Source organism: Rhodococcus sp. ARC_M12 (genome assembly GCF_022810385.1).
GTDB classification, from domain to species: Bacteria; Actinomycetota; Actinomycetes; order Mycobacteriales; family Mycobacteriaceae; genus Rhodococcoides; species Rhodococcoides navarretei.
The window spans coordinates 96,477-120,073 of sequence record NZ_JALGQI010000006.1 but is presented as its reverse complement, the minus strand read 5'-3'; the positions used below and the strand labels follow the sequence as shown (position 1 = coordinate 120,073).

Here is a 23,597-nt window from a genome sequence, read left to right as displayed (position 1 = left end):
CCTGAAGCGGCTGCACCAGCTGCTCACCGAACGAGGAGTCCCATGCACATCGGAACGATGCTGAACTACAGCGGTGGTTTCAACGAGACCGTTGCCGAGGTTGCCGAGCTCGAGAAGGCGGGGCTCGACATCATTTTCGTGCCCGAGGCCTACTCGTTCGACGCCGTCAGCCAACTCGGGTTCCTCGCGGCCAAGACGAGCACCATCAAGATCGCGTCCGGCATCTTCCAGATCTACACCAGGACACCGTCGTTGACGGCCATGACCGCGGCCGGTCTCGACTACGTGTCCGACGGCCGTTTCGTTCTCGGCCTCGGCGCGTCCGGACCGCAGGTAGTCGAAGGCTTTCACGGCGTCAAGTACGACGCACCGATCGCACGAACCCGCGAGGTCATCGAGATCTGCCGGCAGGTATGGCGTCGCGAGAAGGTGCAGTACCAGGGCAAGCACTACCAGATCCCGCTGCCTGCCGACAAGGGAACCGGCTTGGGCAAGCCACTCAAGCTGATCAATCACCCTGTACGCGAACGCATTCCGGTTGTCATCGCTGCTCTCGGTCCCAAGAATGTCGAACTCACCGCCGAGATCGCCGAAGGTTGGCAGCCCATCTTCTATTTCCCCGAGAAGGCCGCCGACGTCTGGGGCGATTCGCTCGCAGCAGGCAAGGCCAAGCGTGACCCTTCGCTCGGCGAACTCGAAGTGTTCGCGAGTCCCACGTTGGCCATCGGCGAGGATGCGGAGAAGTACCTGCCCTGGGTCAAGCCCCACCTGGCGCTGTACATCGGCGGCATGGGTGCCAAGGGCAAGAACTTCTACAACTCCCTGGCTCAGCGCTACGGGTACGAGGCCGAGGCCGAGAAGATCCAGGACCTGTACCTGGCCGGCAAGAAGGAAGAAGCGGCCGCTGCGGTCCCCGACGAGCTCGCTCGCGCAGTGAACCTCATCGGTCCGGAAAGCTACGTCAAGGAGCGCGTCGCTGCGTTCGCCGAAGCGGGTGTGACCACCCTCAATGTCGCGCCGCTGGCCGAGAACACCGCGGGCCGCGTCGCGCAGCTGACCGCACTGCGTGAACTGACTGCCTGAGACGTCAGACCGACGCGACCCGGCCCGCCAGCTCTTCGGCAAGCCGGGTCGCCACGTCCAGTTCGGATGCCTCGACCATCACCCGTACCAACTGTTCGGTACCGCTGGGGCGCAACAGAACTCGACCCGATTCCCCTAGTTCGCGCTCGGCCGACGCCACGGCTTCCGATACCGACGGTGCCGATGACACGGCTGCTTTGTCGGACACGCGCACGTTGATCAGCACCTGCGGCAGTGTCCGCATGGCCGACGCCAGATCCGCGAGGGAGCGTCCGGTCTGCGCCATCCGCTCCATCAGTCGCAATGCAGTGGCGATCCCGTCGCCGGTCGTTCCGACCGCGGGCAGAACAACGTGTCCACTCTGCTCGCCGCCGAGCGCGAAACCACCCCGTCGCAGTTCCTCCAGGACGTAACGATCTCCGACGGCTGTGGTGCGCAAGGTGATTCCGGCCTCGCGCATCGCGATGTGCAGACCCAGATTGCTCATGACCGTCGCGACCAGGGTGTCGTCGGTCAACTGACCGGCGTCGTGCATCGCGATGGCCAGTACCGTCATGATCGCGTCACCGTCCACCACGGAACCCGACGCGTCGACGGCCAGGCACCGGTCGGCGTCTCCATCGTGCGCGATACCGAGGTCGGCCCCGTGCTCCACGACGGCCTTCTGCAATCCCTCCAGATGCGTCGAGCCACACCCGTCGTTGATGTTGATGCCGTCGGGCTCGGCGTTGATTGCCACGACAGTCGCGCCGGCTCGTCGGTAGATGTCGGGGCCGACGACCGAGGCGGCACCGTGCGAGCAGTCGACGACAACTGTGACACCGTCGAGTCGATGCGCCACCGAGTCTGCAAGATGCGCCGTGTAGCGAGCGGCCGCGTCGTGCGCGACGTCGATGCGGCCGATCGCGGCACCGATGGCATCGGTGCGCTGCGCGTCGTTCCGGGAGCGCCCCTCGGGATCGAGGGCAGCTTCTATCCGGTCTTCCACGTCGTCGTCGAGCTTGTGCCCGCCGGCAGCGAAAATCTTGATCCCGTTGTCGGGCATCGCATTGTGCGATGCCGAGATCATCACACCGAGCGCAGCGTCGTATTCGGCGGTGAGGAAGGCGACTGCGGGTGTGGGCAGTACACCGACGTCGATCACGTCGACACCCGATGCGGTGAGTCCGGCGGACACGGCTGCGCTCAGCATCGCGCCGCTGACACGCGGATCACGACCGACCACTGCCACACGTCTGGTGCCGTCGACATTCGGTGCCAACACGGCGGCTGCGGCGCGCGCGATTCTCAACGCCAGCTCGGCGGTCAGAACCCCGCCTGCCAGTCCCCGAACTCCGTCGGTGCCGAACAATCGCGCCATGAACCAAGAACTCCTTCGAGCGGAGAGAATGCGATGAGAAAGCCTCGAGGGCAGGCAACCGGTACTGCTGGATGCCTGCCCTCGAGGATGAAGCGGGTAAGACGCGTCAGCGCTTGGAGTACTGCGACGCCTTACGGGCCTTCTTCAGGCCGTACTTCTTGCGCTCGACTGCACGCGCGTCACGCGTGAGGTAGCCCGCGGCCTTGAGCGGCGGGCGATCGTCGGGTGCGAGTTCGATCAGTGCACGCGAGATGGCCAGACGCAAGGCGCCCGCCTGTCCCGACGGTCCGCCACCGTGCAGCAGCGCGACGATGTCGAAGGACTCAGCGCGGTCCACCAGAACGAGAGGAGCCTTGATCAACTGCTGGTGCACCTTGTTCGGGAAGTAGTCCTCGAGGGTGCGGCCGTTGAGCTTGAATCCGCCGGTGCCCGAAGACAACCGAACACGAGCGACGGCTTCCTTACGGCGACCGACGGTCTGGATCGGGCGATCGAACACGATCGGTGCCGGAGCGGCTGCAGCTTCGATGTCCGAGACGACCTCGGGGTCTTCGACTGCCACGAACTCGTCGGCGGCGATCTCTTCGATGTTCTCCTGCGACGTCACGTCATTTCCCTCCGGCGCCGTCACTGGGACACCTGCTTGATCTCGAACGGAACGGGCTGCTGAGCGGCATGCGGGTGGTTCGGTCCCGCGTAGACCTTCAGCTTGCTCGCGATGGCACTACCGAGCTTGTTCTTGGGGATCATGCCGACGACGGCCTTCTCCACGAGACGATCGGGGTTGCTCTCGAGGACCTGACGGGTCGAGCGCGACTTCAGACCGCCCGGATGGCCGGAGTGGTGGTGGTGGAACTTGCCGTCGAGCTTGTTGCCGCTGATGGCAACCTTCTCGGCGTTGATGATGACGACGAAGTCGCCACCATCGACATTGGGTGCGTAGGTGGGCTTGTGCTTACCGCGGAGCAGAGTCGCGGCTTGGACGGCGAGGCGTCCGAGCACGACGTCCGTGGCGTCGATCACATGCCACGTCCGGGTGGTGTCCCCGGCCTTCGGGGCGTAAGTAGACACAGAAAATTCCTGTCTTCATGATGTCGCTGCTGGCCAAGACGAGTGGATGCCCTCGGCGGCCAGTTGAGACCCGAGGACAAGGGCTCGATATGCACGCAAGTACATGGCGAGCCCATACACGCCAACGGGGAACGATACCGGGAGCGGACGCCCAGGTCAAAACGCCTCGACCCGCCCGCACCTCACCGCAGGCGCACGCAGTGCACGCACCGACGCGCCGCCGGCAGCGCCTCGAGCCTGATCGCCGGGATCTCGCCGCCACACCTCTCGCACGAACCGTACGTCCCCGTCGCGAGCCGTGACTCCGCCGCATCGATGTCGCGCAGTTCGGATTCGGTGTCGGCGATCAGTGCCGCGATCTTCGCCCGCTCGAACGCGATGGTCGACCCTTCCGGATCGTGTTCGTCGTCGTCGGTGGTCCAGCGAGATCCTTCGATCACCGACGCCAACTCGTCCCGAAGAGAGGCGAGTCGGTGGTCGGCACGAGACCGCTCGGCCCCGAGTACTGCTCCGAAGTCCGTCACCGAACCAGTAGACACCCCGGCAGGCACCGAAACCAGGACACAGAGCGTTCTAAAGGACGGATGCCCCGACCGATTGCGCGGTCGGGGCATTCCTGCTTTCGACGAAAGGTCAGCGAGCCATCCGTGCCTTGTTGGCCATCTCGACGCCGTGCATCGTTTCGCCACCGGTGCGGGCTGCCGCAACGAGGCTCGACAGAATGAGGTTGAGCTCGTCGGATGCAGAGTTCCACTGACGCTGAAGTTCGTAGTAGGACGTCATCGCGTCGCCCTCCCACGACTCGTAGAGTCGCTTCGCGGTGGTGTCCACGTCCGCGAGCAAGTCCTTGGTCACGTTCGCCTGCTTGTTCATCGCCTCGGTCAGCGCTGCGATCTGGGCAAAGTCGTATTTCATGTCGGATCGGTCTCCTTGGTCGAGCGTGGTCGTGTGGATTGGCGGGTGATTCCGGATGTCACGTTCACTTGAACGAGGACAGTCCTGAGTTCAGGGATCCGGCCACCTGGTTCACGGCCGACACGTTGTCGTCGTCGGCGTCCGAGTAGCCGTGGCCGTTGGTCTTGATGTCAGCGGAGATCTGCTCCAGCGCACTCCGCATCTTCTGCGCACTGGTGTCCCACTGCGCCATGACGTCCTGAAAAGACTTGCCCGCCTTGCCGACCCACGCTTCGGCGGTCTGCTCGACGATCGATCGAACAGCGGAATTGGACGCGTTGATCGACACGCTCAGGCCTTCGATCGTGGCTCCGGCAGCGACGAGCTCCTGCGGTGTGACGGTGACGCCGTTCGACGAACCCGTAGCTTCCGGTCCCCCTGGATATCCCACTTCGACTCCTTGTTTTCGATACTCGATTCACGTACGCCCGCGGCGCGCGTGCTGCTCGACCGAGCCGGCCTGTAGTCGGCCCACTCACTCCCCTACATCTCCTTTGACGCAGCAACCCCTCGATTCGGTTCCGGCAGTCTCCGAGAAACTGTGGGCCGATCTCACGACACCGGCACGATGTCCAACGACTGCGTTGCCTGGCCGCATTCGGTGTCGATCACTGCCGAGTCCTCCCCCTCGAACTGACAACCGATGCTGACCTGGAGGTCGGACTCCACGAACACCCGCCAGAGCACCGTCGAGTCGTCGACCGGTCTCTCGATGTAGGCGATCCCGACGCGGCCGCCGAAATCGCGGGTGGGTTCGAGAGAGCCGATGCTCGAATCCGGACCCCGAGCATCGACGGCCGACCGAAGTTCGGTGGCCACCTGCTCCTGAGTCGAACCCGGCAACAGGTCTGCCACGGTCACGACGATCCGCCGCTCGGGCGGGGTCGGCGGAATCAACACCATGCGGTCCTGGTCGTCCGACTTCGTCCAGGTGACCGGCAACCGCATCGACACGCGTCCGTACACGAACGTCACCGTCTCGACCGGCAACGGCGCGGCGGGCACCGTCGTCGGCGTCGGTTCGACGACCGAAGACGGTGACACCGTGGGGGCGACTATCGGCGAAAAGGGTTGTGCTGCCGATGCATCGACGCTCTCGGGCGATCGAACAGCAAAATAGGCTGCTACGCAGACGAATACGACCACCGCTGACACAGCGCTCGCCGCCGTGACAAGAGCCGAACGACGGTTCCTCGACCGCGGCGGGGGCGCGGCGACGTCGTCGAGCCACGCCGCCGATCGCGTCGTCGAGGCACGAACGGGTGGTGTCGGTACGAGATCCGCCCCGGCTCGACGGTACAGCGACCTGGCGACATCGAGACCGGTCAGCCAGTGCGTGGAGTGATCGACGATGGGATCGGGTCCGACGCTCGACGACGACACCACGTACACCTCGTCGGGGCAGCGCGTGACCGACGACCTGGCGTACTCCCCCACCGCTCGCCGCCAGGCGGAGTCGTCGTCGATACCGAAGGGCAGGATCGCGCCGGTATCCCCGCCGTGCGCCCCGGACTCGTCGAGGACGACGACGGACGTATCGAGAGCACCGACTTCGATGACGACGGCCGCACCGGGCGCTCGTTCACCCGACCACGACAGGGCCGCCTCGGCTGTCTCCACGAGCACCACCTCGCTCGCCGACGACGCGAACGTGGCACGAAGAATGCCCGAGCGCTCTTCTCCCCACGTCGACGGATACGCGATCTCGAGCACGTCGAGTCGGTCGCGCACCCCTGCACTGTGCAGAGCCGACCACACGATTCCGTGCAGTACCGCCGTTCGGTCCCACACCGAGGCCCCCACCGGGATCGACGCATCGTCGATGCAGAGCAGCGGCGGTATATCGGCTCCGGCTGCGTGCCTGCCGAACGCCAGACCGCCGTCCTCCACTGTGGCGAACGCCGATTCGACGCTCTCTCTCGGACCCTCGAACACTCCGCCCGTGGCGACGACGGAGATCTCCGTGTACCCCAGATGCACTGCGGCATAACGCCACGCGGGGTTCGTCAACTCGAGTGTCCGAGCTGAACCAGCGCCTGACCCGAGCGATTGACCAACACGCCACGGCCCGGCGGCAAGGCACTGGGACGCACCGTCCCGAGCAGGTTGCCCTCGTCGCGGCTTCCGCTCATGACCAGTCCCGGCGTCACCAGATCGCGCAACCGTCCTATCACCGGGTCGAACAAGGCCCGGCCTGCCCCGCCCGAACGTCGCGCCACGATCACGTGCAGCCCGATGTCTCGCGCATGCGGAAGATGTTCCACCAACGGGGCCAGCGGATTCCCCGACGACGTTGCGACCAGATCGTAGTCGTCGACGACGACGAACACCTCGGGACCATTCCACCACGACCGCTCGCGGAGCTGCTGCTGCGTCACATCTGCACCCGGCATGCGCTCGGTCATACGGCCGGCGAGGTCGACGAGCATCGCTGTCAGCGTCGCCTGCGACGCCGCATACCCGGCGAGATGCTCGGAATCGACTGTGCCGAGCAGGATTCGGCGATAGTCCGCGATGATGAGCTTGACGCGGTCGGACGAGTTCGCCTCGACGAGCGATCGACAGATCCCGCGCAGCAGAGACGTCTTGCCGCACTCGCTGTCGCCGAACACGACGAAGTGTGGATTCTCTGCGAAGTCGATCACCACCGGTGCCAACTCTGCCTCGTCGATGCCGATCGGAACTCCCAGCTCCGGAGTAGCACCGCGAGTTCGCGGCCACGAATGACCGAGCAGATCGAGAACTGCGGACCGTTCGAGCAGCTCCGGCAGCATTCGCACCGGCGGCGCGGGTGACCCGGCAGACGCTGCCGCGATCGCCGCCACCGACTCACCGACTGCCCGAGACAGGTCGTCGACGGAACTGACGTCGTCCACCCGTGGAAGTGCGATCAACAGATGCAGACCGTCCCTGGTCATACCCCGGCCCGGCCGACCCTCCGGAACGCTCGACGCCTTGGCTCGGCCCATGTCCGAATCCGACGGATCTCCGAGCCGCAGTTCCAACCGAGTACCGATCAGGTCCTTGGTCGCGGGCCGAACTTCCGCCCACCGCGACGCGGTGAGAATCAGATGCAGCCCGAACGCGAGGCCCTGCGTGGTCAGGGTGGCGATCTGCTGTTCCAGACTCTCGAAGTCCGACCTGATGGAGGGCCAGCCATCGATGACGAGAAAGACGTCACCGAACCGGTCCTCGGGATCGACGGGTTGCGTCGCGCGTCGCCGTCGGAACTCGGCCATCGAGTCGATACCGCGATCGCGGAACGTCCTCTCCCGCTGCCGAACTACGGCGGCCACCTCGGCCACGGTGCGTCGAACCCGATCGACGTCCAGCCGGTTGGCCACCGACCCGACGTGTGGCAGATCGGCCAGACCGGCCAGCGTTCCGCCGCCGAAATCCAAGCAGTAGAACTGCACCTGCGCGGGTGAATGCGTCATCGCCAGCGCCAGGATCAAGGACCGAAGTGCCGTCGACTTTCCCGATTGCGGTGCTCCGACGATGGCGACGTGGCCTGCTGCGCCGGACAGATCGACGGTCAACAGATCGCGGCGCTGATCGAACGGCCGGTCGACGATTCCGATGGGGGCGCGCAGAGCGCTGAGCGGAGCGACACGCTCGGTCAGAACCGATCCGAGCACCAACCGGTCGAGGGTCGGGGCAGTGTCCAACGGCGGCAACCACACCTCGTGGGCCGGCATTCCGCGACCTCGAATTCGTCCGACGACCACGTCGAGAACCGACGCACCCGTACTCTCCGAATCGACCGAATCCGGTTCGACCGGCGGCGCGCCGGCATCCTCGATGCGGCCGAGGTCGATGACGTCGAGGGGCACAGTGAAGGCGGTGAACGGCTTCGGCCTGATGTCTGCGCCGGGCAGAGTCCGCGTCCCGGAACCGGAGCGCGGCGGTGAATACGGACCGGAGACGTAGGCCGCAGCGAACCTGACGATCTCGGCCGAATCGCACTTGAGGTAACCCGCACCGGGTTGCGCGGGAAGGTGATAAGCGTCGGGGACGCCGAGGACCGAGCGAGACTCGTTCGCGGAGAACGTTTTCAGTCCGATTCGGTACGACAGGTGACTGTCGAGACCACGTAGCTTGCCTTCTTCGAGTCGCTGACTGGCGAGCAACAGGTGCATGTGAAGCGAACGTCCGAGCCGACCGATCGCGACGAACAGCTCGGCGAATTCCGGCTGCTGGCTCAGCAATTCCGAGAACTCGTCGACCACCACGAACAGGGCAGGCATCGGTGCGAGATCGGCTCCCGCCGCGCGCGCCTTCTCGTAATCGGACACATTCGCGAAGTTCCCGGCCGAGCGCAGCAATTCCTGCCGCCGATTCATCTCGCCGGCCAAGGCATCACGCATTCGATCCACCAGCGCCAAGTCCTCGGACAGGTTGGTGATGACGGCGGCCACGTGCGGGGCAGCCTCGAGTCCCGCGAACGTAGCGCCGCCCTTGAAGTCGACGAGTACCAGATTGAGCTGTTCCGGTGAGTGAGTCGACACCAAGCCGAGCACGAGCGTTCGGAGAAACTCCGATTTTCCGGAACCCGTTGCGCCGATACATAATCCGTGAGGCCCCATACCGCTCTCGGCGGATTCCTTCAGATCGATCTCCACGGTGCTGCCGTCGGGTGCGACACCGATCGGTACCCGCAGCCGCTCGCGTCCGCGCCGAGTGGTCCAAGCCCGGTCCGGATCGAGTGCACCTACGTCGGCGATCCCGACGAGACTGTTCCATCCCGAGATCCGCACACCGTCGTCGTCCACGACATCGACGACCGACGAGGACGTCGGCACGCGAAAAGGCGACAGACGCCTGGCAACGGCGTGGGCCTGGGTGGTATTCATCGAGTCCGCGACGGCGAACACCTCGACCGTGGTTCCGCTGACCGCTCCGATGGATCCGTTCTCGGCGAACAACTGCAGGCCACGGGACGCAGCCAGTCCGGGGCAGAGGCCGGACAGGTCGACGATCGTGACGGAATCGAGGCCCGTATCGGTGAGGTCGGTCGACCGGTTGTCGAGAAGTCCGCCGTCCACCACGATCACCAACTGCACGACACCGGCGACCGGAACCGCGCCGCGCGCGAACCGATTACGCATCGCCAGCACATCGCCCAGTGCACTTTCCAGCTCGAGGAAGCTACCGAAGATCATTCGCGCGGATCCGGCCCCGTCGCGCAGGGCATCGTGCTGCGTGTGCGGAAGCCACTTGGCCCATTCCCACTGCTCCACAGTGTCCGGACCGCAGACGATTGCGACTGCGACGTGGTCGGGTCCGTGAAAGCTGCACAGCGAGGCCAACATTGCTCGCACCATCGCCCGGGCGTCGTCACGATCTCCCGCTATGGACAGTGCAGCGAATCCCCTCAGGGACACCGCGGTCGGCAGCGCGCCCACCACCGAGTGCGCCCGCACGAACCGTCGCAGTGAGACCGCCGAGACGGGTTCCAGATCCTCCACCGGTCCGGTCTCGGGCGGAACCAATCGGGTCGCCAGGCGCTGATCCCCGCGACCGACTCGCACGTGAGCGAAATCGGGGTCCGACAGTCGCCGTTCCCACATCCGCTCGGTTCCGGCGATCGACCAGAGGGTTTCGGGGGCCGGGTGACTCCATTCGAGAGCTTTGCGCTGCGCCCGCTCGGTGTCGGCGACATCACGGCGAAGCTGATCGAGGTAGCGCAGATAGTCCTTGCGGTCCTCGTTCGCCTCGGCCGTGCGCGCTCCACCGGACTTTCCACCGCCGGCCAGCATCCCCACCATGGACATCAACATCATGGCGGGGAACATCAACATCATCGGGTTCGCCGCCGCGCCGGAAGTGAACATCAGCGCGACCATGCCGACCATCGCTGCAACCATCACCAGTGGCATCAGCTTCATCAGCAGATTGCCCGGCACCGCGCGTGGAATCTCGGGTGGCGGCTGCAGGGCCACCTCACCGCCCGGCGATCGAGGCACCTCGCGGCGCGCAACGCGAACGAAGCGCACGGTACTCATCGGTCCGCCCCCACGGCTGCGCCCCCACTACTGCGTACAGCGACCTCCCCCCGAGGCCGCGTGGACGACAGGCTAGCGCATCGAAGACCGAGCGGTCCACAGGTGCACTCATGGTCTCGCGCGGGGGCCTCAGGGCTGCGAGAAATAGAACGGCGTCCGACGCCGTTGCACCGAAAAGCGGCTCTTCGGCCGCGTGCTCGACGAACGAAAGGCTGGGCCCCGACCGTGTCCGTACCCCTGTCCATCCTCGATCTCGCTCATGTGGGCGAGGGCGAAACAGTCCGCGACAGCTTCGACGCCAGCGTGACACTCGCGCAGCACGCCGAGAACTGGGGGTACCGACGGATCTGGTACGCCGAGCACCACAACATGAAGACCATCGCGTCGTCGGCCACGTCGGTTCTGATCGGGCACGTCGCAGCCCATACTCAGCGAATTCGGCTGGGATCCGGTGGGATCATGCTCCCCAACCACGCGCCGCTGACCATCGCCGAGCAGTTCGGCACCTTGGCAACGCTGTACCCGGGACGAATCGACCTGGGTCTCGGTCGCGCACCCGGCAGCGATCAGGTGACGATGCGCGCGATGCGTCGCGACCCCGCGTCCGCAGACCGCTTCCCCCAGGACGTCCAGGAACTACAGGGCTACCTGTCGGCGGAATCTCTCGTCCCAGGAGTGAACGCGACGCCGGGAGCCGGCACCGAGGTACCGCTGTACATCCTCGGCTCGTCGCTGTTCGGTGCCCAACTCGCCGCGGCACTCGGCCTTCCCTACGCCTTCGCGTCGCACTTCGCGCCCGACGCGCTCGAGCAGGCGGTCGAGATCTATCGCCGTGACTTCCGCCCGTCGGCGCAGTTGTCGGAGCCGCACCTGATCGTCGGTGTCAACGTGATCGCGGCCGATTCGCTGGCCGACGCTCAGGCACAGTTCCTCCGCACCAAGCGCAGCCGCGTCAGCCTGCTGCTGGGCCGGGGCCGAACCTTCACCGACGAGGAAGCCGACATGGTTCTGGAGGCACCGGCGGGCCAACAGATCGCGAAGATGACCAAGTACTCGGCAGTGGGAACGCCGGACATGGTGAGGGACTACCTCGACCGATTCGCCGAGCGAACAGGCGCGGACGAGCTGATCGTCGCGTCCGGTGTGTCCGACCGCGCGTCGTGGCTGCGCTCGTTCGAGTTGCTCGCACAGGTGAGTGACCTCGTTCCCGCCTGAGCACCGGCGATCGCCTGTCGCCGCGATGTCGTAGGGTTTGCACACCGATGCCCATTGGGGCGGGCATCGGGACAACCGCACGCATCCGGGGGGGATCTTCATGACACGTGCCGAGAGCCGTCCATCGGCCGGTATCGCGCCGTCGCGCACTGCACCTACTGCTCCGACGGAAACGAATGCCGTCGGTGATGCCGGTCGGCGCTCGTCCGGCACGCACTCCGTACGTGCGCAGGAAGTCTGCCGAGTGACGGTGCTGGCGAGGTCGACACAGGTGGACATGGCGCTGCCCGTGGACGTTCCGGTCTCGCTCCTCGTTCCGGGGATCATCGACATGATTGCGGGAGTGGAGCCTGCGGAACGACAGGGGATAGCGGGAGTGGAGCCCGCGGCCGGGGGCGCTTCGGAGGGGTTGCCCGTGGCGTGGACCCTCGCGCGGATCGGCTTCCCACCGCTGTCACCGACGTCGACCCTCGCCGAGTTGTCCGTGCGCGACGGTGAGCTGCTCGTGTTGGGTGTCGCCGAGCGCCCCGTGCCGGTTCCGCTCTTCGACGACCTCATGAATTCTGTTGCGCTGGCAGGCAGTGACGATGTGTCGCAGTGGACGGCCGGTACTGCGCGAACGGTGGGTTCGGTCGTCACCGGCTCGCTGGTGTTGCTGGCGTGCGCAGTCGTGTTGGGCGGGCCGATCCGGGCGGGGGCCGCGAACACCGGCAACGTCGTCGAAGGACTCTCGGCAATCACCGCGTCGATCCTCTTCGCGATCACGGGGATGATTCTGGGGCGGGTGTATCACCAACACGCAATCGCTGTCCTCTTCGGTGGGTGTGCGGTAGCGATGATGTTCACCGGCGGAACTCTGTTGGTACCCGGGCAGTTCGGTGCGGCTCAACTGATGCTGGGTTCTGCCATGGCGGGCGCAACAGCCCTGCTGTCCCTTCGTATCGGCGGATGCGGTTTCGCACTGTTCACTGCGGCGATCGTGTCGGCACTCCTGGTGTTCGTCGCCATGGTGTGCACGCTGTTCACGACGATGCCGCTACCGTCGATCGGCACTGCCGCTGCTCTCGTCGGGCTCGCGGGAATTGCGCTGTCCGCTCGTGTGTCGATGATGCAGGCCGGGTTGCCGCTTCCGGCGGTTCCCACCGCAGGAGCGCCGTTGGACACGGTCGAGGAGGCCGAACTCGACGCGATCTCGTTCGCCGATCTGCAGGTGGCCGCCGCTCGGGCTCGCAGCTGTCTGACCGGTCTGTTGCTGGCGTTCACCGCCGCCGTGGTTGCGGGAGTTCTCGTTGCGGCGGCAGTCGATTCCGGAGGTGGCGTCCGATGGCCCGCGGTGGCGCTTGCGGCGTTGTGTGCGCTCGTGCTCCTGCTACGCGGTCGTACCTATGCGGTGGTGACGCATGCGGTTCCTCTGGTGGCCGGCGGAACGACGATCCTGCTGGCGCTGCTCGTGGGTGCCGTTGTCGCGCTCCCGGACGACGCTCTCGCGTTGTTCGGTGTGGCTCTGGCAGGAGCCGTGACAGCGTCGATCTTCGGCGCTCTCGTGCCGACCCGGACGTATTCGCCGGTGATGCGGCGATCCGCCGAGCTGCTCGAGTACGCCACCATTGCCCTGGTCATCCCGATCGCAGTGTGGGTCTGCGGTCTGTACAGCGTCGTCCGCGGGTTGTGACACCGCGCAGGCAGCGATGGATCGTCATCGCGGGGGTCACTGCACTCGCCCTGACGTCGAACGCAGTCATCGGTGTGTCCCCGGCGTATGCCGAACGTCCTGTGATCGACCCGGCGCAGCTGCCACCACCGAGTCCGCCTGGTCCGCTCGAACCCACCGAGCAGAAGAATGCCTGCGCCCTTCCCTCCGAGGCCGTCGACGCCCAGGAGGTGCCGACTGCGCAGGAGACGCTCGACTTCGCGTCGGTCTGGCCCATCACCCGCGGGGCAGGACAGCTGGTTGCCGTCATCGACACCGGTGTCACTTCTCATCCACGTCTCGCCGGTCTGACGTCTGGCGGCGACTACGTGAGTGCAGGTGACGGATTGTTCGACTGTGATGCGCACGGCACGATGGTTGCCGGTCTGATCGCGGCACAGACTGCACCGGGCAGCGGCTTCGCCGGCGGCGCACCGGACGCACGCGTCCTGTCGATTCGGCAGTCCAGCAATGCATTTCAGATTGTCGACAACAGGCCGGAGGAAGAAAAGGCCGCCGAGCCGGAGAATGCCGCCGGCTACGGCAACGTGCGCACGATGGCCATGGCGATCCGGACTGCAGTTGACTCGGGAGCAACGGTCATCAACATTTCCGAGGTGGCCTGCGTGCCGGCGGGAGGCGGCGTTGCCGACGGTCCACTCGGTGCCGCGGTTCAGTACGCCGTCCGGGAGAGAAACGTTGTCGTCGTGGCCGCAGCGGGCAACGTCGGCAGCGCGGCCTGCCGGACACAGAACCCGATGACCGACCCGGTCCGACCCGGCACGGATCCGTGGGCCTCGTTCGGAACCATCGCAACTCCGGCGTGGTTCGACGACGTCCTGACGGTCGGTTCGGTCGAGTCGGACGGAACACCGTCCCCGTTCAGCCTCGCCGGTCCGTGGGTCGACGTTGCCGCCCCGGGGTCGAACATGACCTCACTGTCGTCGACGGGCAACGGACTTGCGAACGGTGTTCTGGGCACCGACGGCGTGCTTCCCATGACCGGCACGAGCTTCGCGGCACCGCTGGTCGCTGCCGTCGCGGCGCTGGTGCGCGCCCACCGGCCCGAGCTGTCCGCCCTGGAAGTGGTGGACCGGATACAACGAACGGCGCACGCGCCCGCCGAAGGATGGAACCCTCTGGTCGGTCACGGCGTCGTCGATCCGCTCGCAGCAGTCACCGATCTCGTGACGCCCGCTCCGCGTGCGGTACTTGCGGACAGTGTTGCGTTGAGTGCGCCGCTGCCACCGCCCGCACCGGATCACCGTCCGCGAACGGCAGCGGCCACCGGTTCGGTGCTGGTGGCGGTGGTCCTGGCGCTCGGACTCGCCCTGTCGATACCGCTGCGTCGACGCGGTCCGCCCCAGTGAGACACCGTTACTCGGTCGGAAGTGCCGCAGCCTCCGGGTCCGGGGCAACCCCGTCGTGCATCGTCAAGGCCTGACCGCGACCGAGGGTGGGTCCGTTGCCGAGCAACTGCAGCATCTGCCAGGGTGCAGGAGCCGGTGGTCCGAACCCGAGCGCCGACGCGGCCTCGGGGCCATCCACTCCGTACCGAACTCCGGTGTCTGCCACGAAGAAGACGCTGCCTTGACGGGTGCTCGAGGTCGAGATACCGGTACTGCGCACGAACCCACCGCTGCCAGGTGCGAGGTAAGCCTGATCGACGGCGTCACCCCCGCCGTCCGCCTGAGCCAGTGCAACCGGTTGGGCCCCGGACTCGAGCGGCAACGCGCGGCCTGCCGACTCGACCACTCGAGCCGACGGTCCGCCGTCGGCAACGTCGAGCGGCTCCCACGTCAGGCAACCGACAGGGCGCTCACCGGCATCGACGATCGAGGGCGTCGTATCGGGAAACGTCGACACCGCCAGTCCCATCGATGTTTTGGGAGCATCTGCGAGTACGTCGGGATTGACGGCTGCGATGTCCGGGCTGCCTTGCGAATCGGTGAACTTGATGAGCAGTGCCGCAGTTTCGTTGATCGCCTGAATACCGTCCTCGAGCACCACGTAGTGCTGGACGTCGCGACCGGCGACCTTGACGACCGAACCGACCGTTCGACCGCCGAAAGGGAACGAGGGTGCCTCGCCCGCTCGGGGAATGAACGGTGCCGCGACGGGCGGCGATGCAGGCACGGAATTGAGCAGACCGGCACTGACCGGAGACGGTCTGGCGTCTTCGAGTCCCAGTGCGCGGACCACCGCCCTGTTGTTCAGGTCGACCGGCGATTTGGTGCCGTTGTGCACCAGGTAGGCGGTGCCGCCGGAGGTCCACAGGAACGCCTCGGAATCGGCGAGCGCAGCCGCGTTGTCACCGTAGTGAGGGCTACCCACCAGGACGGTCGTGGTGGTCACTCCTGCGATCGGGTCGACGGTATCGCAGACTGTCCACGTCGCGGCGATGCCGTCGCCGTCGTGCGGCAGAGCAGACGGAGCCCCGGGAATGCCCACCAGCGCGCCGCGAGGTCGTGACGCGAGCTCGGATTCCTTGACCGTCAACGGTTCGTCGGGCGCGCCGACGATCAGCCGAGCCGACGCGAGATTGAGCACCGGGTGGAACACTTCGTCCACCTTCACGAACATCGCGGCCGAATCCTTGCCGACCACGATCGTGGCGTCGCCGATCTTGTCCTGGGGCCGGAACAGCGCCAACGCAGCGCATCCCGCCAAACCGATGCAGGCGATCACGACGCCCACCAGGAGCGCCCGCGACTGCGACTTCATCGGATCGTGCAGCATCCGGGCATCGCGCCTGATCAGCGCGTGTTCCATTCGGCGCACCAGAAAGCGGTAGCCGCCAACCTGCCACTTCGTTGTCGGCGTCGACGCCACGATTCCCCCCAGGATTGCTGACGACCCGATCCCCACTCGGGTCACGCGACACAGTACAGTTCGTCCGCACACCTCGGCGACCGCGTTGGCGGCGATCGACGGCACTGCGACCTTCGGGGGGAAGGTTTCGATGATCCGTACGAATTCCACAGGGCGCGGGCGGCCCGCCGTTCCGTTCGTCACGCCCACGGTCCGACGCGTGATCGCGGCCGAGGCAGCAGCGGTGGCAACGAGTCTTGCCTTGTCTACAGCGCAGGTGCCCCTGACGTGGGCACTGCTCGCGGCTGGTGCGGTGGCGCTCGTTCCGTTCGTCGCCGTCCGGCGCAGACCCGTCGTGCACTGGCTGCGGGCCATCTGGCGGTTCCTCGCCGATCGCTCTCCCGCGGTGGGCGTCACCACCGAACACGTCGACCGTGCCGGCCGGCCGGTTGGCGTTCACTGGCAGCGCGACACCGTCACCTGCACCATCGAGCTCCTGCCGCCACAGCACGCCACCACTGTCCTCGGCCGGGCGAGCGCCGAGACGCAGCACGTACTGGCCGTCGACGCGTTGGCGTCGTGTCTACGGCAACACGACATCGAAATACGTTCCATCGACGTCATCGCACTCGGATTCCGCAGCGCGCCGGGTTCGATCGCCACCGAGGTGTACGAGGGTCTCATCGGTCCGCTACCGGCGGTCGCGGACCGAACGGTGTGGGTGGCAGTCACGCTCGATCTGCGCACCAATGCTCGGGCGATCGATGTCAGAGGCGGCGGCAGAGCAGGTGCTGCTCGCACGGCCGTGGTGGCGAGCACGCGCATTCAGCGCGCTCTTCGGGCGCACGGGCAGTACTCGAAGTTGTCGACGGGCGCCGAACTTCGATCTGCTGTGCTGGCCATGTGCCGGGGCGTCAGCAGCGACGATCTGACACAGACATGGTCGACGGCACCCTTGCCCGGTGTGTCGAGTACCGGTTTCGGAATCGATTGCAGCGCAATCACTGCCGAGGACATCTCGACTCTGTGGGCGACGTCGTCCCTGGGGACCACGATGTCGTTCCGGCTGCAACCGGCCCGCGATCCCGACAAGGTGCGGGTCTCTGGATCGTGCCGATTCGTCACCCGAACTGCGTTGGCCCGGCCCCGTGTTCGCGCGTTGACCTCGATGAGCGGCAGCCAGCGAGACGGGATGTTCGCGCAACTCCCCCTGGCGATTCCCGCCCTCGACTCACTGTCTCCCTGCACAGTTCTCGAGGTCTCGACGTTGAACGAGTTGGTGCTTCCGGTCAGCGGTTGCGGCCAACTGGTGGGATCGGACGCCCGCGGAAACGGTGTCGCGGTCAGGTTGTTCGGCCCGGGACTGGCTCGGGTTCGGATCGCCGGGGAGCTCTATCTCGCTCAGCAGCTACTCTTCCGTGCCATCGCCACCGGGGCCAGGGTCATCGTTCGGACCGACCGCCCACATGCCTGGCGCGCACTCCTCGACGCGATGAACGCTCCCGATCGACTTCTGGTCGTCGACGGCAACGACTCCCGATCTCGCTCGGCCTACGACGTGATTCTGATCGACTTCGCCCACGGCTCGGCACCGCCTCCGCAGCAACAATTTTCAGGTATCACCGTGATGACCTTGACCGAGCATGCGCCGCAGAGGGGCAGCAGTGAGCAGGAGCAGGGCCCGCCACCATCGGAGCCGGATCTGACGATCGTCCAACCTCACGCGTCGGGTGATCGAGTTCGAGTTCGATCCGGTCCGGTCGATGTCGAGTTGACGCTGGTCACGATTCCACAGGAGACGGCGTTCATCGGTCGACCCCGAAGCCTGCGTCCTGCGGTCCGTGCCTGACTCGACCTCAGCCGGGATAGTCCGTGCGCCGGCGAGCGCCGGCCCACCACTCGATTTGATCGAGCAGTCGACCGAGGGCATCGACGGCAGCCGGATCGTCGATACCACCCTCGCTGTCGAATCGCTTCCGTATCCGGTGCAGGGATACGGCGTCCCGGACGGAGACCATGTGCAGTTCGGCGGTGATCTGCCGTAGTTGTTCGGTGGCCCGGATACCTCCGCCGAGCCCGCCGTAGGACACGAATCCCACCGGCTTTCCTCGCCACTCGTACTTGACCGTGTCGAGCGCGGTCTTCAGCGCACCGGGTACGCCGTGGTTGTACTCGGGCGTGACGAGCACGAAGGCATCGGCAGCGCCGATGGTCCTGGTGAATCGTTCGGAGTTCTCGCACGGGACGAGGGAATTGGGTAACTCGAAATCGGCCAGGTCGACGTCGACCACCTCGACGGTGCTGCGCTCGGCGGCGATACGTCGTACCCAGGCCGCGACGGTCGGTCCCACTCGACCGGCACGCACACTACCGACGACGATCGCGAGCTGTATCGGCTGCATCGCTCCGACACTAGACCCGGGAGCGCTCGGTCAACCCTCTCCCCCACAGCACTGGTCGTCGGTGATCGCCGACCGCACTTCTCGGGTGGCCGCGTTCCGGGCGGCCAGCTCGTCGGCCGGCGGATAGTCGACGCGAACCAGAGACAAGCCATGTGCCGGAGCCACCGTCACCTCGCTCGCTCTCTCACGGCGAGTCAACAGCGACCGCGCCCAGTCGGGAGTTCGGCGACCTTCCCCCACGGCCTGCATGGCACCGACGAGGCTACGGACCATGGACCAGCAGAATGCGTCGGCGCTGACGTACGCGGTGAGGCGATCGCCGTTGCGCTCCCAGTCGAACCGCTGCAGTTCCCGAACGGTGGTGGCACCGTCACGTCGTTTGCAGAACGCGGCGAAATCGTGCAGACCGATCAATTTTGCGGATGCCTCCCGCACCGCGCCCAGATCGATGGGCCTCGGCCAGGAGACGACACCGGCGACGTCGAGGGGGTCGACGCCGTAGAGCGCCGTACCGAATCGATACTCGTAGTGCCTGCGGTACGCCGAGAAACGCGCGTCGAAATCGCGGGAGACGGTGCTGATGGCCCGCACTCGAACATCGGTGGGCAGAAACCGGGCCATTCGCCGGACCAGTCTGTCGTGATCGACCGGAACGTCGATGGCATCGAAGTGAGCCACCTGTCCCGTCGCGTGGACTCCGGCGTCGGTTCGCCCCGCCACGGTCAGCTCTATCGGTTGCCGCAGCACTGTGGAGAAGGCTTCTTCGAGCACTCCGCAGACGGTGCGGATTCCCGGTTGGCGCGCCCATCCGGAGAAGTTCGTGCCGTCGTAGGAGATGTCGAGCCGAAATCTGGTCGGTACCGAAAAAGCGGGCCCGCCTTCCCCTGAGGGAATGGCGGGCCCGCTTCGATCGTGCTCGGAGCTCAAAAGGACTAATCCTTCTTTGCTTCCTCGGCCTCGGGGGCGTCCGACGCGTGTGCGTCGTTGTCCTCGATGCCGTCGATCACTGCGTCGGCGTTGGCCACCTCGGCGTCGGTCGCGTCGGCTTCGACAGCCTCGACGACGTTCTCGTCGGTCGCGTCCTCGGCCGGAGCCTCGGTTGCGGCGGGAGCAGCCTTCGATGCCTTCACGCGGCGTGCGCGATCGGCTTCGTTGGACACCGTCTGCTCGTTGACGAGCTCGATGATGGCCATCGGCGAGTTGTCACCCTTGCGGGGGACGGTCTTGATGATGCGCGTGTAGCCACCGTCGCGATCGGCGAAGAAAGGCCCGATCTCGGCGAACAGCTTGTGCACGACATCTTTGTTGTTGATCGTCTTGAGTACCTCACGACGATGCGCCAGATCACCCTTTTTGGCGTGGGTGACGAGCTTCTCGGCGTGGGGACGAAGGCGCTTGGCCTTCGACTCGGTGGTGGTGATGCGGCCGTGCTCGAAGAGTGACGTCGCCAGGTTGGCCAGGATGGCCTTCTGGTGCGACGCCGACCCGCCGAGACGGCGGCCCTTGGTGGGCTTGGGCATGATGAATCTCCTAGTAAGAGCTCCAGCGAGCTGATTACAGCTGTTCTGTCTCGGCGTAGTCCTGCTCGGCACCTTCGGTATCACTGAAGGAGCCGGCGTCGGTGTCACTCCACGTGCCCGTGGTGGCGTCGTAGCCAGGCACGGTGCTCGGATCGAACGACGCGGGGCTGTCCTTGAGGGAGAGGCCGAGCGAGTGCAGCTTGACCTTCACCTCGTCGATGGACTTCTGCCCGAAGTTACGGATGTCGAGCAGATCGGACTCGGTACGACCAACCAACTCGCCGACGGTGTGAACACCCTCGCGCTTGAGGCAGTTGTAGGACCGGACGGTGAGGTCCAGATCCTCGATGGGGAGTCCGAAGGAAGCGATGTGATCGGCCTCGGCGGGCGAGGGTCCGATCTCGATGCCTTCTGCTTCGACGTTCAGCTCACGGGCGAGGCCGAAGAGCTCAACCAGGGTCTTGCCCGCCGAAGCGAGCGCGTCCCGCGCGGTGATGGAATTCTTGGTCTCCACGTCGAGAACGAGCCGATCGAAGTCGGTGCGCTGTTCGACGCGGGTGGCCTCCACCTTGTAGGTGACCTTGAGCACGGGCGAGTAGATCGAGTCGACCGGAATACGGCCGATCTCGGCACCCGATGCCTTGTTCTGGACGGCGGGGACGTAGCCGCGACCGCGCTCGACGACGAGCTCGATCTCCAACTTGCCCTTGTCGTTCAGGGTCGCGATGTGCAGATCGGGGTTGTTCACCGTGACGCCGGCCGGAGGCACGATGTCGCCTGCGGTGACAGCGCCTGGGCCCTGCTTGCGGACGTACATGGTGACCGGTTCGTCTTCTTCGGAGCTCACCACGAGGCCCTTGAGGTTCAGGATGACGTCGGTGACGTCTTCCTTCACTCCGGGGACGGTGGTGAATTCGTGGAGGACGCCGTCGATACGGATGCTGGTGACAGCAGCGCCGGGGATCGACGACAGCAGGGTGCGGCGGAGCGAGTTGCCGAGTGTGTAACCGAAGCCGGGCTCGAGCGGCTCGATGACGAATTTCGAGCGGTTGTCGGCGATGACCTCTTCGGTCAACGTCGGGCGCTGTGAAATGAGCATTGTGTGTTCCTCCTGTACGGGCGTCCGCTATTTGACGCCCACGTGTGGAGGCGAAGACGCATGTGAGCCTCGCGGGGAGACTCACATGCGTGCTGCGCCTTACTTCGAGTAGTACTCGACGATGAGCTGCTCCTGGAGCGGCACATCGATCTGTGCGCGCTCCGGCAACCTGTGCACCAGGATGCGAAGACGGTTGGGCACGACCTGCAGCCACGGGGCGACGGGACGGTCGCCGTAGCTTTCGCGGGCGATCTGGATCGGCAGTGTCTGCGCGGACTTCTCGCGGACGTCGATGATGTCGTACTGCGAGACGCGGTAGCTGGGGATGTCGACGCGCTTGTTGTTCACCAGGAAGTGACCGTGCGTGACCAGCTGACGGGCCTGACGACGCGTACGTGCCAGTCCGGCGCGGTACACGACGTTGTCGAGCCGACTCTCGAGGATCGTCAGCAGGTTCTCGCCGGTCTTGCCGACGGTCCTGTTGGCTTCCTTGTAGTACAGACGGAACTGCTTCTCCATCACGCCGTAGGTGAAGCGAGCCTTCTGCTTCTCCTGCAGCTGGAGCAGGTACTCGCTCTCCTTGATCCGCGCGCGACCGTGCTGGCCGGGCGGGTAGGGACGACGCTCGAACGCCTGGTCGCCTCCGACGAGGTCGACGCGCAGACGACGCGACTTGCGGGTGATAGGACCGGTATAACGTGCCATTTTCTAAACCTTTCCTTCCCGCTAGACCCGACGCCGCTTGGGCGGACGGCAGCCGTTGTGCGGCTGAGGGGTGACATCGGAGATGGTGCCGACCTCGAGGCCAGCGGCCTGAAGCGAGCGGATAGCGGTCTCACGGCCGGAGCCGGGACCCTTGACGAAGACGTCGACCTTCTTGACGCCGTGCTCCTGTGCCTTGCGCGCAGCGTTCTCGGCTGCGAGCTGTGCGGCGAACGGAGTCGACTTGCGCGAGCCCTTGAAGCCCACGTGTCCCGAGGACGCCCACGAGATGACGTTTCCGGCGGGGTCGGTGATCGACACGATCGTGTTGTTGAACGTGCTCTTGATGTGCGCAGATCCGTGCGGGACGTTCTTCTTGTCCCTGCGACGCGTCTTCTGCGCCTTCTTCGGACCGGTACCGCGTGCTTTGGGGGGCATTACTTCGCCTTCTTCTTGCCGGCAATGGTGCGCTTGGGTCCCTTACGGGTACGCGCATTGGTCTTGGTGCGCTGCCCACGAACGGGCAGACCACGACGGTGGCGAAGACCCTGGTAGCAGCCGATTTCGATCTTGCGGCGGATGTCGGCCTGGACCTCGCGGCGCAGGTCGCCCTCGACCTTGAGGGACTCGTTGATGTAATCGCTGAGCTTGCGCAGATCGTCGTCGCCGAGATCCTTGCTTCGCAGGTCGGGGCTGACGCCCGTCGCTGTGAGAATTTCCTTGGAGCGGGTACGGCCGACGCCGTAGATGTAAGTCAGTGCGATCTCCATGCGCTTTTCGCGCGGCAGATCCACACCTGCGAGACGTGCCATGTGGCATTTCCTTTTCTTGTCCGGAGGTCTGCTCCCAGTCCGTCCCCTGTGTCCTTCTCACCACTCGGGTGCGAAGCGTCTTTCAACCAACTCAGTGGGGCCCCGGCCTCCGTGCCGGGGGTATGCCGCAACGCGTGTGTTGCGGTTGGTGCTGGGAGGTCATCTTCTAGCTTTTGCCAAGCCGACGTGCGAAATGCTCGGTGGTTATCCCTGACGCTGCTTGTGACGCAGGTTGTCGCAGATCACCATGACGCGTCCGTTACGACGAATCACCTTGCACTTTTCGCAGATCTTCTTGACGCTCGGCTGAACCTTCACGTCGTTGATCTCCTGTGTGTAGCTCGGCCCCGCTGCGTGCAGTGGCCCCGAGCATGGTTCTCCCCGACCGGACGTGGCCGGGGAAGCTCTTACTTGTAGCGGTAAACGATGCGTCCACGCGTGAGGTCGTAGGGCGAAAGCTCTACCACGACGCGATCCTCGGGAAGGATGCGGATGTAGTGCTGACGCATCTTTCCGCTGATGTGAGCGAGCACCTTGTGGCCGTTTTCGAGCTCAATGCGAAACATCGCATTGGGCAGCGGTTCGACAACTCGGCCCTCTACCTCGATAGCACCGTCTTTCTTGGCCATATCCTCCGCGATCCTGGCTCTCACACCTGGTTGATTGCATCTGTTTCCGTTACCGTGATGCCCACTGAACGACCCGAGTCAACGGGCCGATGTGTCGCCGGAACGGTTCGCAGGCCACCAGGGCACGCGAACATCCGGTACGCAGGGCGCACCGTCGATCTATGTTACCGGGAAATGCACGTCTGGCCAAATGCGTCCCGCGTCCATGCTCCAGGTCCACGGCTGGCCCAGTTCGATTTCCTGA

Annotated in this window: 23 protein-coding genes; 5 read left to right on the top strand and 18 right to left on the bottom strand. The window is 65.5% G+C overall.

Going from position 1 to position 23,597, the window contains the following annotated elements:
* The first annotated feature begins 42 nt into the window (after positions 1 to 42).
* Positions 43 to 1,083 carry an LLM class F420-dependent oxidoreductase gene (locus MTX35_RS09710; RefSeq protein WP_243594759.1) on the top strand — a complete coding sequence of 347 codons (1,041 nt, stop codon included), beginning with the start codon at positions 43 to 45 and terminating at the stop codon, positions 1,081 to 1,083.
* A 4-nt stretch (positions 1,084 to 1,087) separates the two neighbouring features.
* Here MTX35_RS09710 and glmM read toward each other — a convergent pair whose 3' ends face one another.
* The 8 genes from glmM to eccCa all read right to left on the bottom strand — a co-directional run bounded on the left by glmM (position 1,088) and on the right by eccCa (position 10,473).
* Positions 1,088 to 2,443 carry a phosphoglucosamine mutase gene (gene glmM / locus MTX35_RS09705; RefSeq protein WP_243594758.1) on the bottom strand — a complete coding sequence of 452 codons (1,356 nt, stop codon included), beginning with the start codon at positions 2,441 to 2,443 and terminating at the stop codon, positions 1,088 to 1,090.
* 106 nt (positions 2,444 to 2,549) lie between these two features.
* Entirely contained in the window at positions 2,550 to 3,074 is a 525-nt protein-coding gene (gene rpsI, locus MTX35_RS09700) for a 30S ribosomal protein S9 (RefSeq protein ID WP_032397516.1), read from the bottom strand.
* On the bottom strand, positions 3,071 to 3,514 hold the full coding sequence (rplM, locus tag MTX35_RS09695) for a 50S ribosomal protein L13 (RefSeq protein WP_037188282.1): 444 nt from the start codon (positions 3,512 to 3,514) through the stop codon (positions 3,071 to 3,073). Before rplM ends, rpsI begins: the two co-directional genes overlap by 4 nt.
* Before the next feature lie 182 nt (positions 3,515 to 3,696).
* Positions 3,697 to 4,038: a TraR/DksA C4-type zinc finger protein gene (locus MTX35_RS09690; protein ID WP_243594757.1), complete on the bottom strand. Its 342-nt coding sequence runs from the start codon at positions 4,036 to 4,038 to the stop codon at positions 3,697 to 3,699.
* A gap of 109 nt (positions 4,039 to 4,147) precedes the next feature.
* Positions 4,148 to 4,429 (bottom strand): WXG100 family type VII secretion target, encoded by a 282-nt coding sequence (locus MTX35_RS09685; protein ID WP_243594756.1) that lies wholly within the window; start codon positions 4,427 to 4,429, stop codon positions 4,148 to 4,150.
* 64 nt (positions 4,430 to 4,493) lie between these two features.
* Positions 4,494 to 4,859 carry a WXG100 family type VII secretion target gene (locus MTX35_RS09680; protein ID WP_179273621.1) on the bottom strand — a complete coding sequence of 122 codons (366 nt, stop codon included), beginning with the start codon at positions 4,857 to 4,859 and terminating at the stop codon, positions 4,494 to 4,496.
* A gap of 161 nt (positions 4,860 to 5,020) precedes the next feature.
* Complete coding sequence (locus MTX35_RS09675; protein WP_243594755.1) at positions 5,021 to 6,478, bottom strand: type VII secretion-associated protein; 1,458 nt, start codon at positions 6,476 to 6,478, stop codon at positions 5,021 to 5,023.
* Positions 6,475 to 10,473 (bottom strand): type VII secretion protein EccCa, encoded by a 3,999-nt coding sequence (gene eccCa / locus MTX35_RS09670; protein WP_243594754.1) that lies wholly within the window; start codon positions 10,471 to 10,473, stop codon positions 6,475 to 6,477. Before eccCa ends, MTX35_RS09675 begins: the two co-directional genes overlap by 4 nt.
* A 225-nt stretch (positions 10,474 to 10,698) precedes the next feature.
* On the opposite strand from eccCa, the gene MTX35_RS09665 reads away from it, so the two are divergent.
* The 3 genes from MTX35_RS09665 (at position 10,699) to mycP (ending at position 14,748) form a co-directional block, all read left to right on the top strand.
* Complete coding sequence (locus tag MTX35_RS09665) at positions 10,699 to 11,688, top strand: LLM class flavin-dependent oxidoreductase (protein WP_243594753.1); 990 nt, start codon at positions 10,699 to 10,701, stop codon at positions 11,686 to 11,688.
* Positions 11,689 to 11,788: 100 nt separating this feature from the next.
* Entirely contained in the window at positions 11,789 to 13,360 is a 1,572-nt protein-coding gene (gene eccD, locus MTX35_RS09660) for a type VII secretion integral membrane protein EccD (protein ID WP_243594752.1), read from the top strand.
* Positions 13,357 to 14,748, top strand: coding sequence for a type VII secretion-associated serine protease mycosin (gene mycP, locus MTX35_RS09655; protein WP_243594751.1), 1,392 nt, complete (start codon positions 13,357 to 13,359; stop codon positions 14,746 to 14,748). The genes eccD and mycP overlap by 4 nt, the downstream gene beginning before the upstream one ends.
* Before the next feature lie 7 nt (positions 14,749 to 14,755).
* Here mycP and eccB read toward each other — a convergent pair whose 3' ends face one another.
* Positions 14,756 to 16,210: a type VII secretion protein EccB gene (eccB, locus tag MTX35_RS09650; protein ID WP_243594881.1), complete on the bottom strand. Its 1,455-nt coding sequence runs from the start codon at positions 16,208 to 16,210 to the stop codon at positions 14,756 to 14,758.
* A gap of 130 nt (positions 16,211 to 16,340) precedes the next feature.
* Here eccB and eccE point away from each other — a divergent pair, with 130 nt between their 5' ends.
* Positions 16,341 to 18,038, top strand: coding sequence for a type VII secretion protein EccE (gene eccE, locus MTX35_RS09645; protein ID WP_243594750.1), 1,698 nt, complete (start codon positions 16,341 to 16,343; stop codon positions 18,036 to 18,038).
* 7 nt (positions 18,039 to 18,045) lie between these two features.
* Here eccE and MTX35_RS09640 read toward each other — a convergent pair whose 3' ends face one another.
* The 9 genes from MTX35_RS09640 to infA form a co-directional block, all read right to left on the bottom strand.
* On the bottom strand, positions 18,046 to 18,591 hold the full coding sequence (locus MTX35_RS09640; protein ID WP_243594749.1) for an NADPH-dependent FMN reductase: 546 nt from the start codon (positions 18,589 to 18,591) through the stop codon (positions 18,046 to 18,048).
* 30 nt (positions 18,592 to 18,621) lie between these two features.
* Positions 18,622 to 19,518, bottom strand: a complete 897-nt coding sequence (gene truA / locus MTX35_RS09635) for a tRNA pseudouridine(38-40) synthase TruA (RefSeq protein ID WP_279395812.1) — start codon at positions 19,516 to 19,518, stop codon at positions 18,622 to 18,624.
* A gap of 5 nt (positions 19,519 to 19,523) precedes the next feature.
* On the bottom strand, positions 19,524 to 20,111 hold the full coding sequence (gene rplQ, locus MTX35_RS09630) for a 50S ribosomal protein L17 (RefSeq protein WP_243594748.1): 588 nt from the start codon (positions 20,109 to 20,111) through the stop codon (positions 19,524 to 19,526).
* Between the two features lie 34 nt (positions 20,112 to 20,145).
* Complete coding sequence (locus MTX35_RS09625; protein ID WP_243594747.1) at positions 20,146 to 21,210, bottom strand: DNA-directed RNA polymerase subunit alpha; 1,065 nt, start codon at positions 21,208 to 21,210, stop codon at positions 20,146 to 20,148.
* A 99-nt stretch (positions 21,211 to 21,309) separates the two neighbouring features.
* The gene (rpsD, locus tag MTX35_RS09620; RefSeq protein ID WP_032397528.1) at positions 21,310 to 21,915 is read right to left on the bottom strand and encodes a 30S ribosomal protein S4; all 606 of its coding nucleotides are present in this window, start codon (positions 21,913 to 21,915) and stop codon (positions 21,310 to 21,312) included.
* Between the two features lie 21 nt (positions 21,916 to 21,936).
* A complete protein-coding gene (gene rpsK / locus MTX35_RS09615) occupies positions 21,937 to 22,350 on the bottom strand; it encodes a 30S ribosomal protein S11 (protein WP_027496331.1) in 414 nt (137 codons plus the stop codon).
* Positions 22,350 to 22,724, bottom strand: coding sequence for a 30S ribosomal protein S13 (rpsM, locus tag MTX35_RS09610; RefSeq protein ID WP_008718227.1), 375 nt, complete (start codon positions 22,722 to 22,724; stop codon positions 22,350 to 22,352). Before rpsM ends, rpsK begins: the two co-directional genes overlap by 1 nt.
* 204 nt (positions 22,725 to 22,928) lie before the next feature.
* Positions 22,929 to 23,042 (bottom strand): 50S ribosomal protein L36, encoded by a 114-nt coding sequence (gene rpmJ, locus MTX35_RS09605; RefSeq protein WP_025347279.1) that lies wholly within the window; start codon positions 23,040 to 23,042, stop codon positions 22,929 to 22,931.
* Between the two features lie 89 nt (positions 23,043 to 23,131).
* Positions 23,132 to 23,353 carry a translation initiation factor IF-1 gene (infA, locus tag MTX35_RS09600; RefSeq protein ID WP_005140011.1) on the bottom strand — a complete coding sequence of 74 codons (222 nt, stop codon included), beginning with the start codon at positions 23,351 to 23,353 and terminating at the stop codon, positions 23,132 to 23,134.
* Positions 23,354 to 23,597: the final 244 nt, after the last annotated feature.

Bases quoted from the DNA above. Each gene is read 5' to 3' on its own strand.
- rpsK (WP_027496331.1), bottom strand. From the start codon at position 22,350: ATGCCCCCCAAAGCACGCGGTACCGGTCCGAAGAAGGCGCAGAAGACG.
- eccE (WP_243594750.1), top strand. From the start codon at position 16,341: ATGATCCGTACGAATTCCACAGGGCGCGGGCGGCCCGCCGTTCCGTTC.
- infA (WP_005140011.1), bottom strand. From the start codon at position 23,353: ATGGCCAAGAAAGACGGTGCTATCGAGGTAGAGGGCCGAGTTGTCGAA.
- eccCa (WP_243594754.1), bottom strand. From the start codon at position 10,473: ATGAGTACCGTGCGCTTCGTTCGCGTTGCGCGCCGCGAGGTGCCTCGA.
- rpsM (WP_008718227.1), bottom strand. From the start codon at position 22,724: ATGGCACGTCTCGCAGGTGTGGATCTGCCGCGCGAAAAGCGCATGGAG.
- MTX35_RS09685 (WP_243594756.1), bottom strand. From the start codon at position 4,429: ATGAAATACGACTTTGCCCAGATCGCAGCGCTGACCGAGGCGATGAAC.
- glmM (WP_243594758.1), bottom strand. From the start codon at position 2,443: ATGGCGCGATTGTTCGGCACCGACGGAGTTCGGGGACTGGCAGGCGGG.
- rplQ (WP_243594748.1), bottom strand. From the start codon at position 20,111: ATGCCCAAGCCCACCAAGGGCCGCCGTCTCGGCGGGTCGGCGTCGCAC.
- eccD (WP_243594752.1), top strand. From the start codon at position 11,789: ATGACACGTGCCGAGAGCCGTCCATCGGCCGGTATCGCGCCGTCGCGC.
- MTX35_RS09625 (WP_243594747.1), bottom strand. From the start codon at position 21,210: ATGCTCATTTCACAGCGCCCGACGTTGACCGAAGAGGTCATCGCCGAC.
- MTX35_RS09640 (WP_243594749.1), bottom strand. From the start codon at position 18,591: ATGCAGCCGATACAGCTCGCGATCGTCGTCGGTAGTGTGCGTGCCGGT.
- MTX35_RS09710 (WP_243594759.1), top strand. From the start codon at position 43: ATGCACATCGGAACGATGCTGAACTACAGCGGTGGTTTCAACGAGACC.
- rpsD (WP_032397528.1), bottom strand. From the start codon at position 21,915: ATGGCACGTTATACCGGTCCTATCACCCGCAAGTCGCGTCGTCTGCGC.